11 protein-coding genes and 3 pseudogenes are annotated in these 16,499 nt (G+C 39.2%); all 14 read left to right on the top strand.

Translation table 11 applies throughout. The features are described from left to right. The first annotated feature begins 3 nt into the window (after positions 1-3). Entirely contained in the window at positions 4-1,575 is a 1,572-nt protein-coding gene (locus CKL_RS12805) for a recombinase family protein (protein WP_012102964.1), read from the top strand. A gap of 430 nt (positions 1,576-2,005) precedes the next feature. Beyond that, positions 2,006-3,232 (top strand): macrolide efflux MFS transporter Mef(A), encoded by a 1,227-nt coding sequence (gene mef(A), locus CKL_RS12800; protein WP_012102963.1) that lies wholly within the window; start codon positions 2,006-2,008, stop codon positions 3,230-3,232. A 113-nt stretch (positions 3,233-3,345) separates the two neighbouring features. Beyond that, positions 3,346-4,809: an ABC-F type ribosomal protection protein Msr(D) gene (gene msr(D), locus CKL_RS12795; protein WP_012102962.1), complete on the top strand. Its 1,464-nt coding sequence runs from the start codon at positions 3,346-3,348 to the stop codon at positions 4,807-4,809. 231 nt (positions 4,810-5,040) lie between these two features. After that, positions 5,041-5,910: a nucleotidyltransferase domain-containing protein gene (locus tag CKL_RS12790; protein WP_012102961.1), complete on the top strand. Its 870-nt coding sequence runs from the start codon at positions 5,041-5,043 to the stop codon at positions 5,908-5,910. Beyond that, positions 5,891-6,631: a class I SAM-dependent methyltransferase gene (locus CKL_RS12785; protein WP_012102960.1), complete on the top strand. Its 741-nt coding sequence runs from the start codon at positions 5,891-5,893 to the stop codon at positions 6,629-6,631. The genes CKL_RS12790 and CKL_RS12785 overlap by 20 nt, the downstream gene beginning before the upstream one ends. 40 nt (positions 6,632-6,671) lie before the next feature. Further along, positions 6,672-7,892: a GNAT family N-acetyltransferase gene (locus tag CKL_RS12780; protein ID WP_012620729.1), complete on the top strand. Its 1,221-nt coding sequence runs from the start codon at positions 6,672-6,674 to the stop codon at positions 7,890-7,892. Between the two features lie 114 nt (positions 7,893-8,006). Then, the gene (gene ant(9) / locus CKL_RS12775; RefSeq protein ID WP_070104654.1) at positions 8,007-8,783 is read left to right on the top strand and encodes an aminoglycoside nucleotidyltransferase ANT(9); all 777 of its coding nucleotides are present in this window, start codon (positions 8,007-8,009) and stop codon (positions 8,781-8,783) included. A gap of 258 nt (positions 8,784-9,041) precedes the next feature. Beyond that, positions 9,042-9,728, top strand: a complete 687-nt coding sequence (locus tag CKL_RS12770; protein ID WP_012102957.1) for a response regulator transcription factor — start codon at positions 9,042-9,044, stop codon at positions 9,726-9,728. Continuing rightward, entirely contained in the window at positions 9,715-10,704 is a 990-nt protein-coding gene (locus tag CKL_RS12765) for a sensor histidine kinase (protein WP_012102955.1), read from the top strand. The genes CKL_RS12770 and CKL_RS12765 overlap by 14 nt, the downstream gene beginning before the upstream one ends. A gap of 82 nt (positions 10,705-10,786) precedes the next feature. Then, positions 10,787-11,469, top strand: a pseudogene (locus CKL_RS12760) (ABC transporter ATP-binding protein). Beyond that, positions 11,466-14,049, top strand: a pseudogene (locus tag CKL_RS21350) (ABC transporter permease). The pseudogenes CKL_RS12760 and CKL_RS21350 overlap by 4 nt, the downstream one beginning before the upstream one ends. Before the next feature lie 195 nt (positions 14,050-14,244). Continuing rightward, a pseudogene (locus CKL_RS21735) lies at positions 14,245-14,730 on the top strand (CPBP family intramembrane glutamic endopeptidase). 495 nt (positions 14,731-15,225) lie between these two features. Beyond that, the gene (locus CKL_RS12730) at positions 15,226-16,119 is read left to right on the top strand and encodes a methyltransferase domain-containing protein (protein WP_012102946.1); all 894 of its coding nucleotides are present in this window, start codon (positions 15,226-15,228) and stop codon (positions 16,117-16,119) included. Beyond that, positions 16,100-16,423 (top strand): hypothetical protein, encoded by a 324-nt coding sequence (locus CKL_RS12725; RefSeq protein ID WP_012620727.1) that lies wholly within the window; start codon positions 16,100-16,102, stop codon positions 16,421-16,423. Before CKL_RS12730 ends, CKL_RS12725 begins: the two co-directional genes overlap by 20 nt. Positions 16,424-16,499: the final 76 nt, after the last annotated feature.

Raw genomic sequence — 16,499 nt, 5'->3', positions numbered from 1 at the left:
TAAATGGTGGTAAGTAGGAATGTCACAGTGATTCCGGCAATTAAGCGAGTCGGAAATAATAAAAATAGTGAAAGCAAACCCAAAATACGAGTGGCTGCTTACTGCCGTGTTTCAACGGATAGTGAGGAGCAAGCTTCAAGTTATGATATTCAAATTGAGCATTATACAAATTATATTAAAAAGAATAAGGAATGGGAATTGGCAGGTATTTTTGCGGATGACGGCATCACAGGCACAAATACAAAAAAGCGTGAAGAATTCAACCGTATGATTGAAGAGTGTATGGCAGGAAAAATAGACATGATCATCACAAAATCCATCAGCCGATTTGCCAGAAACACGTTGGATTGCCTTAAATACATTCGTCAATTAAAGGATAAAAACATCGCCGTATTCTTTGAAAAAGAGAATATTAACACCATGGATTCTAAGGGCGAAATCATGCTGACCATTATGGCATCCCTTGCCCAACAGGAAAGCCAGTCCTTAAGCCAAAACGTAAAGCTGGGTATTCAATATCGCTATCAGCAAGGTGAGATTCAAGTCAACCATAAGCGTTTCCTAGGATACACCAAAGATGAAAACAAGCAACTAGTGATTGACCCAAAGGGTGCTGAGGTTGTTAAACGGATTTACAGAGAGTACCTTGAAGGGGCTAGCCTATTACAAATAGCTAGAGGACTAGAAGCAGACGGTATTCTTACAGCAGCAGGCAAAGCCAAATGGAGACCAGAAACACTGAAAAAAATACTTCAGAATGAAAAGTACATTGGTGATGCCCTTTTACAAAAAACATATACGGTTGATTTCCTTTCTAAAAAGCGAGTCAAGAATAATGGCATCGTTCCCCAGTATTATGTAGAAAACAGCCATGATCCTATCATTCCACGCGACCTTTTTATGCAGGTTCAAGAAGAGATGGTTCGAAGAGCAAATCTTCGGGGCGGCAAAGGCGGTAAAAAGAGAGTCTATAGCAGCAAGTATGCTTTATCGAGTATTGTTTACTGCGGTCATTGCGGCGATATTTACCGACGAGTACACTGGAATAACCGAGGTTACAAGTCTATTGTTTGGAGATGCGTCAGCCGTTTGGAGGAAAAAGGGTCTGAATGTACGGCCTCTACCATAAACGAGGAAATATTACAGACAGCAGTGGTCAAGGCTATTAACGAACTTTTGGCTAACAAAGAACCCTTCCTCTCAACGTTACAGAAAAATATAGCCACCGTACTTAATGAAGAAAATGATAATGCCACCGTTGATATTGATGGCAAATTGGAAGAATTGCAACAACAGCTTCTTATTCAAGCAAAGTCCAAGAATGACTATGAAGATGTGGCTGATGAAATTTATCGGCTTCGTGAATTGAAGCAAAATGCACTGGTTGAAAATGCAGAGCGAGAAGGAAAAAGGCAACGAATCGCTGAAATGACTGATTTCTTGAATGAACAATCCTGTGAGTTGGAGGAATATGATGAACAGTTAGTAAGGCGACTTATTGAGAAAGTAACGATATATGAAGATAAGCTCACCGTTGAATTCAAGTCTGGGATTGAGATTGACGAAGAGATATAGAATATTAACCGCCAATTAGGGGCTAGCACCCTTTGGCGGTTAATATTGGATTTTTTTAATTTTAAAGTTGCTTAAAACGACTTGTTGTGTTAAAATATACGCTGATACAAATAAGAATTTAGGAGGAACCGAAACTATGACAGCCTCAATGCGTTTAAGATAAGCTGGCAATAAAAAAAGCAGAATCTATCCCCGATGATAGGCTTTTTTGTTGTGCTTATTTATACGATATTGAGCATTCATTAGTTACGGTGAGGATATAGGTTATTAAACTATACCTTTATTTAACTATGTCTTTATTATGAATGTTTCCATATTGTATGTATGCAGACCAAAAGCCACATTGTGGATTTAGGCCTGCATTTTTTATTGCCTAGAATGCTATTCAAAATAGAAATTCAAGCAAAATAATATGCAGGAGATAATATAAATGGAAAAATACAACAATTGGAAACTTAAGTTTTATACAATATGGGCAGGGCAGGCAGTATCATTAATCACTAGTGCCATCCTGCAAATGGCGATTATTTTTTACCTTACAGAAAAAACAGGATCTGCGATGGTCTTGTCTATGGCTTCACTAGTAGGTTTTTTACCCTATGCGGTCTTTGGACCAGCCATTGGTGTATTAGTGGATCGTCATGATAGGAAGAAGATAATGATTGGTGCTGATTTAATTATCGCAGCAGCTGGGGCAGTGCTTGCTATTGTTGCATTGTATATGGAGTTACCTATCTGGATGGTTATGGTAGTATTGTTTATCCGTAGCATTGGAACAGCTTTTCATACCCCGGCTCTCAATGCGGTTACGCCACTTTTAGTACCAGAAGAGCAGCTTACGAAATGTGCAGGCTATAGTCAGTCTTTGCAGTCTATAAGCTATATTGTTAGTCCGGCGGTTGCAGCATTGTTATATTCTGTTTGGGAATTAAATGCTATTATTGCCATCGATGTATTGGGTGCTATGATTGCGTCTATTACGGTAGCAATTGTACGTATTCCTAAGCTAGGCGATCAAGTGCAAAGCTTGAAACCAAATTTCATAAGAGAAATGAAAGAAGGAATGGCTGTACTACGGCAAAATAAAGGATTATTTGCTTTATTACTCGTTGGAACATTATATATGTTTGTTTATATGCCCATAAATGCATTATATCCTTTAATCACTATGGAATATTTTAATGGTACACCGATGCATATTTCTATTACGGAGATTGCTTATGCCTCTGGTATGTTGATAGGGGGTCTATTATTAGGGTTATTTGGGAATTACCAAAAGCGAATCTTATTAATAACGGCATCAATTTTTATGATGGGGATAAGCTTAACCATTTCAGGATTACTTCCTCAAAGTGGATTTTTCATATTTGTAGTCTGCTGTGCAATAATGGGGCTTTCGGTGCCATTCTATAGCGGTGTGCAAACAGCTCTTTTTCAGGAGAAAATTAAGCCTGAATATTTAGGACGTGTATTTTCTTTGACCGGAAGTATCATGTCACTTGCTATGCCAATTGGGTTAATTCTTTCTGGATTCATTGCTGATAGAATCGGTGTAAATCATTGGTTTTTACTATCAGGTATTTTAATTATTTGTATTGCAATAGTTTGCCCAATGATAACTGAGATTAGAAAATTAGATTTAAAACAAAATTCATAGGAGGGCCATTTTTATGTATTTAATTTTCATGTAATTTTTCCTGCTAAAATCGCAGGGTTTTCCCTGCGTACAAGCAAATGAAAACATGCGATTATAGACAGGAGGAAAATGTTATGGAATTGATATTAAAAGCAAAAGACATACGTGTGGAATTTAAAGGACGCACTTGTTTAGATATAGATGAATTAGAAGTGTATGATTATGACCGTATTGGTTTAGTAGGAGCAAATGGTGCAGGAAAAAGCACGTTACTCAAGGTACTTTTAGGAGAATTAACTCCCCCAGGATGTAAAATGAATCGTCTGGGTGAACTTGCCTATATCCCTCAGTTGGACGAAGTAACTTTGCAGGAGGAGAAAGATTTTGCACTTGTGGGTAAGCTCGGTGTTGAGCAATTAGATATACAGACCATGAGCGGTGGTGAAGAAACAAGACTTAAAATAGCACAGGCCTTATCGGCACAGGTTCATGGTATTTTAGCGGATGAACCTACGAGTCATTTAGACCGTGAAGGAATTGATTTTCTAATTGGACAGCTAAAATATTTTACAGGTGCACTGTTAGTTATTAGCCATGACCGCTATTTTCTTGATGAGGTAGTAGATAAAATATGGGAACTGAAAGATGGCAAAATCACTGAGTATTGGGGAAACTATTCTGATTATCTTCGTCAGAAAGAGGAAGAACGCAAGAGCCAAGCTGCAGAATACGAACAATTTGTTGCGGAACGTGCCCGATTGGAAAGGGCTGCGGAGGAAAAGCGAAAACAGGCTCGTAAAATAGGACAGAAGGCAAAAGGTGCTTCAAAGAAAAAAAGTACTAAAGGCGGAGGGCGTTTAGCTCATCAAAAATCAATAGGAAGTAAGGAAAAAAAGATGCATAATGCCGCTAAATCCCTAGAACATAGGATTGCGGCCTTAGGAAGTGTAGAAGCTCCAGAAGATATTCGTAGGATTCGTTTCAGGCAAAGTAAAGCATTGGAGCTCCACAATCCATATCCTATTGTCGGTAAGGAAATTAATAAAATATTTGGAGATAAGGTACTGTTTGAAAATGCATCTTTTCAAATTCCGCTTGGAGCAAAAGTGGCGTTAACTGGTGGTAATGGAACCGGAAAAACAACTTTAATCCAAATGATCTTAAACCATGAAGATGGAATTTCTATTTCACCTAAGGCAAAAATAGGTTACTTTGCACAAAATGGTTACAAGTACAACAGTAATCAGAAAGTCCTGGAGTTTATGCAGGAGGATTGTGATTACAATGTTTCAGAAATTCGTTCCGTGCTAGCATCCATGGGATTTAAGCAGAACGATATTAGAAAAAGCTTATCTGTTTTAAGTGGCGGCGAAATTATGAAATTATTGCTAGCTAAAATGCTTATGGGTAGATATAACATCTTACTAATGGATGAACCCAGCAATTTCCTTGACATACCAAGCTTAGAGGCTTTGGAAATACTAATGAAGGAGTATGCCGGAACTATAGTGTTTATCACCCATGACAAACGGCTGCTTGATAATGTGGCTGATGTGATTTATGAAATCAAAGATAAGAAATTAAACTTAGTCCGATAATTATTTTACTTTTCGTATTTGACAGATCGTAAGTAGGCCAGTGAAAGAGGTTATTGATTTTATCTAAACGTTAAGTAGGTTAGACCTCTAATCAGGGAAAATAAGGCCTTCAAGATGAATTTTGAAGGCCCCCTTTCCATAGAAATATACGTAAAGCATAAGGAACACATGGCAAAAAAGGCGTTTCTCAGCATGGGATATAGCTTTTGATATTGAAAGGAGTGATTCAGTATGATAGATAATATTATTCAATCAGTGACAGAAAAATTATCCTCTTTGCCTTATATAGAAGGCATTGTATTAGGGGGCTCACGTGCAAGAGGCACCCATACAGAGGATTCTGATATAGATATCGGAATCTATTACAATTCAGAATCATTTGACCTGACAGCGATTAATCAAATTGCTACAGAATTGGATGATGAGAATAGAAACGACCTTGTTGTACCTCCCGGAGCGTGGGGTGATTGGATTAATGGCGGCGGATGGTTAGTTATAAACGGGTATCATGTTGACTTGATTTTACGTGATATAAAACGGGTGGAACAAATAATCAAAGATACGGAGCAAGGAATTGTTACTGCCAATTATCAGACTGGGCATCCCCATGGTTATATAAGTGCTATGTATCGTGGAGAATTGGCGATCAGCAAGATACAATATGCTAAGAATGAAAGCTTATGCGAATTAAAAAATCAGGCAGAAATTTACCCTGGTGCTCTAAAGAAGAACTTGATAAACTTTTTTATATTTGAAGCAGAGTTCTCTTTAATGTTTGTAAAAGCAAATGCGGGAGCAGAGGATAAATATTATATTGCAGGCCATGTTTTTCGTATTATTTCATGCTTAAATCAAGTACTATTTGCATGTAATAATGCTTATTGCATTAACGAAAAGAAAGCTATAAAACTGCTTGAAACTTTTGAATATAAACCTGAAAAATATGCCGAAAGGGTTAATCATATTTTTGAAGTACTCGGTCTTTCACTTTTTGAATGCTACGATATGACCGAGAAGCTTTATAAAGAAGTGAAAAAAATTGCAACGGAGATAAATAACTTTTTAAACGAGGGGAATTCAGATGAAAGAAAACAAATATGATGATAATATATTTTTTCAAAAATACAGTCAAATGAGTCGCTCGCAGCAGGGACTAGCCGGTGCAGGAGAATGGGGAACATTGAGAAAGCTGCTGCCGGATTTTAAAGATAAGCGTGTGCTTGATTTAGGATGCGGCTATGGATGGCACTGTATTTATGCGATGGAACACGGTGCTTCTTCTGTTGTAGGTGTTGATATTTCTCATAAAATGCTCGAGGTAGCCAAAGAAAAAACGCATTTTCCACAGGTTGAATATAAATGCTGTGCTATAGAAGATGTGGAATTCCCAGAGGAGAGTTTTGATGTAATATTAAGTTCACTTGCGTTTCACTATGTAGCAGATTATGAGATTTTAGTAAAAAAGATATATAGAATACTGAAGTCTGGTGGTAAGCTAGTTTTTACGGTTGAACATCCTGTTTTTACTGCCTATGGAACACAAGACTGGCATTATAACGAAAAAGGAGAAATACTGCATTTTCCGGTGGATAATTATTATTATGAGGGCAAACGGACAGCTGTGTTTTTGGGAGAAAAGGTTACAAAATATCATAGAACACTGACCACATATCTAAATACACTGCTTTCAAATGGTTTTATAATAAATCAGATTGTGGAGCCGCAGCCGCCGGAAAACATGATGGATATTCCGGGGATGCAGGATGAAATGCGCCGTCCCATGATGCTGATTGTATCGGCCAACAAAAAAGAGAAAAGATAAAATTGAAACACCCGCAACATAAACAGCAAAGGAGTGCGATATGATGCTATCTGAAAATAACTCCACACCAAGGAGTGATGAAGAGCTGCAAAAAAACATGGTTGCTGAACTTAAGCCGCACAATGCACCGATTACTCTTGTCGAATACGATCCGAGTTGGTCTGATTTGTTTGAACAGGAAGCGAACCGGATTCGTTCAGTACTCGGCAACAAAGCCTTGCAGATTGAACATGTAGGCTCGACCTCGGTACCGGGGCTTTGTGCCAAACCAATAATTGATATGCTGCTGGTTGTGAAGGACTCTGCCGACGAGCTATCCTATGTTCCGGCATTGGAATCAGCTGGCTATATATTGCGGATTCGGGAACCCGAGTGGTTCGAACACCGCCTGTTCAAAGGACCCGATACCGACATCAATCTGCATGTGTTCAGTTCGGGCACATCAGAGATTGATAGAATGTTACGTTTTCGAGATTGGTTGCGGACTAATGATGCTGATCGAGACAAATATGCACAAGTTAAGCGAAACTTGGCAAAGAATAAATGGAGGCATGTTCAACACTATGCGGACGCCAAAACGTCCATAATACAGAAAATCATGGAACGAGCTAGTTTGAATTTAGAAAATGGGATTCCTGAAAAAAATCTTTTTATGATGTGCAAAGCATTAAATTCCAATGCCATTTCTGAGTTGTCAGATGAGTATCATGTTAGAACATGTAGAAGAGATGAACTGGATATATGGAAAGAGATGCCGTTTGACGATGTGAAATCTGCCAAAGAATATAATGGGTTTATGACGGAATACTTTAATGATGTATACGGAAGTAAAGAAGATTTATTTTTTCAGAAGTGTTTATTTGTTTGTGATAAAAATGATACTCCTATAGGGACGTGCTTTGCGTGGAAGGCATATGAAAAAATTTCTACAATACATTGGTTTAAAGTCCGGAAAAACTATGAAGGATCAGGCATTGGTAGAGCTTTACTTTCCATTGTTATGAGAAGTATTAAAGAGAATGACTATCCGGTATTTCTTCATACACAACCATCCAGCTTTCGTGCAATAAAATTGTATTCTGATTTTGGATTTGCTTTTTTAACAGACCCAATAATCGGATATAGAAAAAATGATTTGGAGGAATGTTTAACCATTCTAAAAGAACATATGCCGCAAAAAGATTTTGAAAAGCTGCAATTTGCAGAAGCACCTGAGGATTTTTTGAAAGCAGTAAAATCTTCTAAAATAAACCAGTTTTAATTTAAATGTACGGGATAAGTCCAAGGAATCATCCCCAATTACATCCATAAAGGTCTCGAGATATGTGTCGGGATGCCCAGAAAGTTTGCGCGAAAGGAGCTCGCATTCGAGAATATGAATAACAAAGAAATACCGAAAGAAGCAATTCAAGCATCGAAAATTATAGAGGAGCTACTCGATAGTATATTAGTGGGTATATATTTGTACGGTTCTGCTGTTATGGGAGGATTACGCATTAATAGCGATGTAGATATTTTGGTTGTAATAAATCGTAGTTTATCTGAAAGAACTCGAAGAGATCTTACAGACAGACTAATGCTTATATCTGGGAAAATAGGAAACACAAAAGATATGAGACCTCTTGAAGTTACAGTCATTAATCAAAAAGATATTATTCCTTGGCATTTTCCTCCCAGATATGAATTTATGTACGGCGAGTGGCTAAGAGAGCAGTTTGAAAAGGGAGATATTCCTGAGCCGACTTATGATCCGGATTTAGCAATACTTTTAGCACAACTAAGAAAAAATAGTATTAACCTTTTGGGACCAAAGGCAACAGAAGTAATTGAGCCTGTGCCGATGACAGATATTCGAAAAGCAATTAAAGAATCGTTGCCCGGGTTGATAACTAGCATTAAAGGTGACGAACGCAATGTGATTTTAACTTTAGCCAGAATGTGGGTGACAGCATCTACTGGTGAAATCAGATCAAAAGATCTGGCAGCTGAATGGGCAATACCTCAATTACCTTATGAGCATGCCATTTTACTTGACAAAGCAAGAAAGGCTTATCTAGGAGGGTATATTGATAAGTGGAAAGGAATGGATTCTGAGGTGACTGAACTCGTTAATAATATGAAGAAGTCTATAGAGTCTTCCCTTAATCTCTAAAAGGCTGGTGTTGAGAATTCCATTGATAGGTTCTCTCATACCGAAATTTCTTAAAATGGTCAAAAACCGCTGGATATGTTCCCGTCTACCGATAGTTCCAAAAATGCTGCTGATATGTTTCCACAGACGGGCAAAGTAATATGACATCAATGCCATCAACTCGAGCCATGTGGAGACTATAGTTTCGCTGCAAAATGACGCAGAAAAACCAGCTGATGGAAGGTATAAAATCAGTAAAGCAAAGGATGGTGAAAATAAATGAAAAGGATATTTTTAGTTGAGGATGATAAGGCAATTGCCAGAAACCTTGTGCTTTTGCTCCGCTCAGAGGGATTTACAGTCACCCATGCACCTACTCGGAGTGATGCCTTTACAGCGCTTGCCGGAAATAAATTTGACTTGGCGTTGATTGATATTTCTTTGCCTGACGGAAATGGCTTTACGGTTTGCACGGAAATCAAAGAAATGCAGGATCTTCCCGTTATATTTCTGACGGCTTCCGGCGATGAAGCAAGTGTTGTTACCGGGCTGAACATGGGCGCGGATGACTATATTACCAAGCCTTTTCGTCCGCGTGAACTGATGGCACGAATCAGAACTGCCCTGCGAAAAAGTGGGCGTTCTCCAAGGGCTTTTGAAATTTGCGGAGTTCATGTGGATATGGCAAGCGGTGTGGTGAAAAAGAACGGCAGTGAGGTTTTCCTTTCAGCTCTAGAATATCGCTTGTTGTTGGTGTTTATTAACAACCCTAAAAGTATTGTCACAAGGAGCAGGCTGCTTGACGAATTGTGGGACGCTGCAGGGGAGTTTGTCAATGACAATACATTGACCGTGTACATCAAACGCTTGCGGGAGAAGATAGAGAACAACCCTGCCAGTCCGCAAATAATTCTGACCGTTCGCGGAACGGGATATAGATTGGGGGACAGGTATGCTTCGGAATAGAGAGTTTCGGCAGTTTGCCATTTTGTTTTCCTTAATGGCTGCCGCTGCTGTAACGCTGGGATTTGCAATCAATAGGTTGGCTGGAATCCTTGCTGCTGCTTCTGCCGCCGCCTTTGGAACAACGTTTTTGGCGTTTACCAAAGCCCGATATAAAAGTATTGCGCAGATTTCAGATCAAATCGATCTTGTACTTCATAACGCTGACCGCCTGTACATTGGTGAATCGGATGAAGGCGAACTTTCCATTTTACAAAGCGAGATAACAAAAATGATGCTGCGCATTCGGGAGCAAAACTACGCACTGAAAGAAGGAAAAGAACATCTTGCCAATTCGTTGACTGACATAGCCCACCAACTTCGCACCCCTCTCACATCCGTAAACCTTATTCTGTCATTGTTAGAGAACAACCCTGACGAAAATGAACGGAAAGCATTAATACGGGAAACAAAGGAATTATTTGTACAGATGGATTGGCTGCTTACTTCTCTATTGAAATTATCTCGTTTGGATGCGGGTATTGTGGTATTTCAAAGCGAGAAGATAGATGTAAACAGCTTGATATGCTCCGCACTTCGCCCGTTCCTAATCCCAATGGAACTGCATAGTATTGATTTACAAATAAATGCACCGAAGGGAATTATTATTCAAGGCGATTTAGGTTGGCTTTCGGAAGCAATTCAAAACATCCTCAAAAATTGTATAGAAAGTGCAGGTGAGAATGGGAAGATTGAGATTGTTTGCGAGAGCAATCCATTATTTACTGAGATTGCCATCCACGACAGCGGCGCTGGCTTTAGAAAAGAAGATTTACCATTCTTATTTAACAGGTTTTATCGTGGGAAAAACTCAAACGCTACAGGATATGGGATTGGATTGGCTCTCTGCAAGATGATTATAACACGGCAGGGAGGGATGATTACCGCAAAAAATCATCTCCAGGGCGGTGCCATATTTTCCATTCGTTTTCCAAAGTGACGAATCTCTCACCTGAAGGTCACAGAGATGTAAGTTGAAAGTTTTATTATATGGGTAAGCTATGAAAAAGGAGGATCACATAATGGAGTTTTTAAAAACAGAAATTTATGCAAGGTCTACGGTAAGGGTGAAAACCAAGTTACCGTGATTAACCATGTTTCGCTTACAATCCCAAAAGGGGAGTTTACCGCAATCATCGGTTCCTCTGGCTCCGGCAAATCCACATTGCTTCACATTATCGGCGGTGTGGACGTGCCAACAAGCGGAAAGGTGTATTTAGATGGACAGGATGTATATGCCCAAAGCAATGAAAAGCTCGCAATTTTCCGCAGGAGGCAGGTCGGACTGATTTACCAGTTTCACAACCTCATTCCCACTTTGAATGTGGTGGAAAACATCACCTTGCCTATCCTGATGGACAAGCGAAAAGTTAACGAGGAACGGCTGAATGATTTATTGGAACTGCTTGGGCTAAAGGACCGAAAAACACATTTACCCAATCAGCTTTCAGGTGGTCAGCAGCAGCGTGTTGCCATCGGGCGTGCTTTGATGAATGCACCGGCGGTGATGCTTGCCGATGAACCCACTGGAAGTTTGGACAAACGAAATGGACATGAAATCATCAAACTGCTGAAAGAAAGCAATAAAAAATACAATCAGACCCTTATTATAGTCACACATGATGAAAACATCGCTTTGCAAGCAGACCGTATTATCGGCATATCAGATGGCAAAGTAGTACGAGACGAGAAGGTTAGATCATGAACATTTTTAACAAAATCACCCTGCAGAGTATGAAAAAGAGCCACACACGAACGATTGTAACGGTAATGGGAGTTGTCCTGTCCGCCGCCCTGATTACGGCAGTTACCACCTTTGGCATTTCCCTGCTGAACTATATGGCAAGGGGTGCGGCTCAGAAATATGGCGGCTGGCACGTCAAATTTGAGGATGTGGATTCTTCTTTTGTAGCGAAACAGGCAAGTAACGATAAAGTTGCAAACACCGCAACATTTGAAAATATCGGCTATGCAAAACTTGAAGGTGGGAAAAATCACAACAAACCGTATCTTTTTATCGCCGGATTCAGCAAGAAAACCTTTAATGCCCTGCCCCTCACGCTGCTTTCCGGCAGACTACCGAAAAACAGCGGGGAGATTCTTGTTTCAGGGAGCGTCATGACAAAGAGCGGCGTTCATTTACAGGTGGGCGACACCCTTACCCTTGCTGTGGGGAACCGTATGAAGGTCAACAAGAAGCTTGGTCAGAGTGATCCGTACACTGCCGAAAGTGAAACTTTTGTGCCAAAAGCGGAGAGAACTTACACGGTGGTCGGTATCTGACAAACGCCCCACTTTGATGAAGATTCCGCATCGGGATATACCTTAATTACAACTGCAGATGCAGCAGATACGGCGGATGATCTCAGCTTATTTGTCACGCTGAAAGAACCGCATGAAGTTCATGCTTACGCAAAAAGTACAGCTGGAAGCCATGCTTACATCTTGAATAATGATGTGCTGCGTTTCATGGGTCTTTCGGATGATTCCAGCGATAAGCCGTTCAATGCACTTCTGTACTCAGTGGGAGGCATTGTAGTTCTCATCATCATGATTGGTTCGATTTTTCTGATTTGCAATTCATTCAACATTTCTTTGAACGAACGCACACACCAGTTCGGGATTCTCTCGTCGGTGGGAGCTACTGCAAAGCAACTGCGCCATTCAGTGCTGTTTGAAGGGCTTTGTATCGGGGCCATTGGCATCCCCATTGGTGTTCTCGTCGGCATAGCCAGCATCAGGATTGTGATAGGCATCGTCGCCAAGAACTTCGCAAACATTCTCTATACTGATGTACCTTTGGCATTGACGGTGTCCGCTCCCGCAATCCTCGCAGCAGTGGCCACCAGCATGATTACAATCCTGATTTCGGCCGATATTCCGGCTCGCAAGGCTGCCAATACGCCCGTGATGGAGTGTATTCGCCAAACCAACGAGGTCAAAATCCAATCCAAAACTGTGAAAACGTCAAAACTGGTGGAGCGTATTTACGGCTTGGAGGGAACTCTTGCATTAAAGAACTTTAAGAGGAACAAAAAGCGCCATCACAGCATTGTTCTGTCACTTGTTTTAAGCGTAGTGCTATTTATATCCACCAGTGCCTTTGTAACAGATTTGAAACAGGCGTCAGCGGGTGGGTACTACTTATGACATTGGTTTTGGTACACATGATATGAACGATAGCGAAATGCTGCAGCTTTATAACAAACTAAAAACCACCCATGGCGTTTACGAAAGCTCGTATCAAGTTGTTATGAAGTATTCCTGCGCTGCTAAGGGCAGCGACCTTTCAGGCGCTTACAGGAAATCCGTGGGTTCACATTCGCCAGAGGAAACGGTGAATCTGCCAATGACAATCCAGTTTCTTGATGACAGTGCCTATTTGAATATTATCAAAGCCTTGGGCTTGTCCGCGGAGGAATATACCGGACAAAATGCAAAAATAATCGCTGTTGCCAAAATGAAGGGCCGCGGCAATCAGGAGAAGATTGACCAGCTTCCTGATGTTTTCGCCAGTCCTTCCATGAATTTTACCATCGCTCCCGAAACAAATGGCCAGCCGAAAACGGAATATAGTCAAAATGTAGGCATTACGTTTGTCAATGCCGTGCCGCCTGATATACCTCCGATGACAGAAACCTCTGAGCAGCGGCCATACACTTTTAGTGTGATTGCTCCCTATTCCATCAAGGAGAAGCTTGCTCCCTCCGATACATCGTCGGATATCATGGTGAAGGGCATGACCTTTCAGTCAAAGAATCCATCGTAGTCGGTGGCTGAGATGAAAACGATGATTCAAGGTGCGGGAATCACAGCCTCGTACATCATTTTGAATACGTCTGAAATACTTGATCAGAGCCGCAATATGATATTCATTGCCAACGTGTTTGCTTATACTTTTATCATTATGATTTCGTTGATTGCGGTTGCCAATGTATTCAACACGATTTCCACGAATATCAAACTGCGCCGGCGGGAGTTTGCCATGCTTCGCTCTGTGGGGATGTTTGATCGCGATTTCCAAAAGATGATGAATTTCGAGTGTGCCTTTTATGGCCTGAGAGCATTGCTCTTCGGTCTTCCCATGGCGGCAATCTCTTCTTGGCTGATTTACAAAGGAATGGTCGTCGGTGGAGCGGACAATATCAATTTTGTGTTTCCGTGGGGCAGTATGGCAATCAGCATATTCAGTGTGCTTTTTATCGTGTTCATTACAATGCTTTATGCCATTAGCAAGATAAAAAAAGAAAATATCATTGATGCGCTTAGAGATGACATGACTTGATTCAAAACCCATATGGATGTTAAGTAAAAGCGGTATTCCTTAAAAACACTGCCGCATTAGCTTATTCTTTGTGCTAGTGCGACAGCCCCCGTATATTAAGTCAGAAAAGTTTGCTTTTATTAAGTAATTATTTCAGCTTCTAATCTGTAAAAATGTCTGCGCCGGCATAATATCCCTGCTTCTTTGGCATTACGCATGATGCTTATGATTGCTACGCAATGGTTTCTTTTCTTCGTTCCAGGGATGTTAATGATTGTGAATAAGGAAAATCTGGGAGACATGGGCTTAAGAAGGGAAAAAATTCCACTGCAAGTAGGTATCGGCGTATTACTTGCTTTTTCCATGTCATTGCTTTTGACTGTCTTCCCAATTATGCTTGGCTTTAAAAATATGGTTGGAAACACATCTTATACACAGACATGGCAATTTGTTTATCAATTTATCTATGCAATATTGGGAGCTGCTCTTGCAGAAGAATTAATCTTTCGCGGTTACATATTTAATAAATTACTGAAAATCAAGAACTCTAAGTGACTTGCTATAATTGTATCATCCTTGCTGTTTGGTCTGTTTCATATATTCAACGGAAATATCATTCAGGTTTTCATGACGGCATTTATTGGATTTCTCTTCTGTGTATTTAGAGAGAATCACACTAATCATTGCCCATGGTGTGTATGACGCCATGATTGCATTATGGGTTTCGATATTATAATCAGATCCAAAAGTGACATTTTGTAAAGTTAATCTTAAGGTTACATTAGCGCAAGTTAACAACACAATGGAAAAAAGCATTATTGATAATCATTTTTATATATGTTATACTGAAGCGAATATTTAGAAGAGAGGTATAGGGATGTTTATTGTTAAAATGAGATTCCGTTATTTAGTTTAGTACAAATAGCTAAATAAAAAAGATAAGGTAAAAAAGCCTATGGTTTTAGGTTAATTTGTTGTACCTTATTTTCGGATTCTTATAATGAACATTCATATGCTTTATAGTATCTTATTTATAGGCATTAAGTGTGACTGCCCTTAGTGTAGTTCTTGTTGTCCTATATTTTTTATAGAGATATTGGAGTTGCAGGTGAATCATTCATTTGCAGCCTTTTTTATATTGAATGATCGTTTTCAGGAATTCACATCAGATTTGATAAATGAGGTGAATTTGAAAATATGTGTATAAATAATATTAAGAAAAAAGATAGAATTAGAGAATTGATACAAAACAATAATAATTTATTTAAATGTCCTATATGCAGCGGGACAATGATTATGAATGATTTTGGAAGCTTGACTTGTAATTTAAAACATAACTTTGATTTATCTAAAAAAGGTTACCTGAATTTATTAGTATCGGGCAAAGCTCCTGTATATTCAAAGAAATTATTTGAAGCAAGACATAGAGTTTGTAAAACTGGTTTCTATGCCCCCTTGCTCAATAAACTTGCGCAAATACTTGATGAATACAAAAAATCCAGGGACAATAAAAAAATAAAGATTTTAGATACAGGATGCGGTGAAGGGTCCCACATTTACAGTATTTCTCAAAGGGCTAAAGAAAATCAGGGCAACATTTATGTAGGAGTGGATATTTCAAAAGACAGTATCAGTATTGCTGCAAGAAACAATGCTCATATTATTTGGTGTGTGGCAGATTTAACAAGGCTGCCTTTTCAAAATAAGAGTTTTGATGTGGCACTAAATATTTTATCTCCAGCTAATTATGGTGAATTTGATAGAATATTAAATGATAGTGGAATTGTTATAAAAGTAGTTCCAGGATCCAGTTATCTTAAAGAATTACGTGAAATAATTTATATTGACAAGGATATTCCTGACTATTCAAATAGTAAAGTAATTGATTATTTTAAGCAAAAGCTGGATATTAAGGATATTCAAAATATCAACTATAAATTTGATGTCAGTGAAGAACTTTTACCGTATTTCATTAAAATGACACCATTAACTTGGGGAAAAAGTATTGAAAAATTAAATAATGTATACAAAAAGAATATATCTTCAATAACTGTAGATTTAACATTAATAATTGGTATTAAGAAAAGATAATTGGATATGCAGAGAAGAATTAATATCTGGAGGTAGATTATATATAAGTATGTATGAACGAATAGAAGCCAATCGGCTCAAAGGTCTTTTTAAAGGCGGGCTTGTTTCGCATGAAGAGATTGCCCATGCAAATGATACTGTGCTGAATGAGCATAGGCCGGTTTGTATTTATAAAGATGGAGTTTTTTTGCTTGATGATGTAGGCGGACTAAGTGGATTTGCTAATTTTTTAGGGACTGTTTATGAAAGTGAAGACAAGGTGGAAAGTAATGAGCTTCGTGCTTGGGCAAAGAGACTTGGCTGAAGTGAAAAAAACATTGCCAATAAAAGGATATTGTAGCATGATGATGGGCATAAAAATTGTATAACAATGAAATTGT

Source organism: Clostridium kluyveri DSM 555 (assembly GCF_000016505.1).
Classification (GTDB): Bacteria; Bacillota; Clostridia; order Clostridiales; family Clostridiaceae; genus Clostridium_B; species Clostridium_B kluyveri.
Note: the sequence above shows the minus strand (reverse complement) of the source record. Positions and strands in the feature narration are given on the sequence as shown.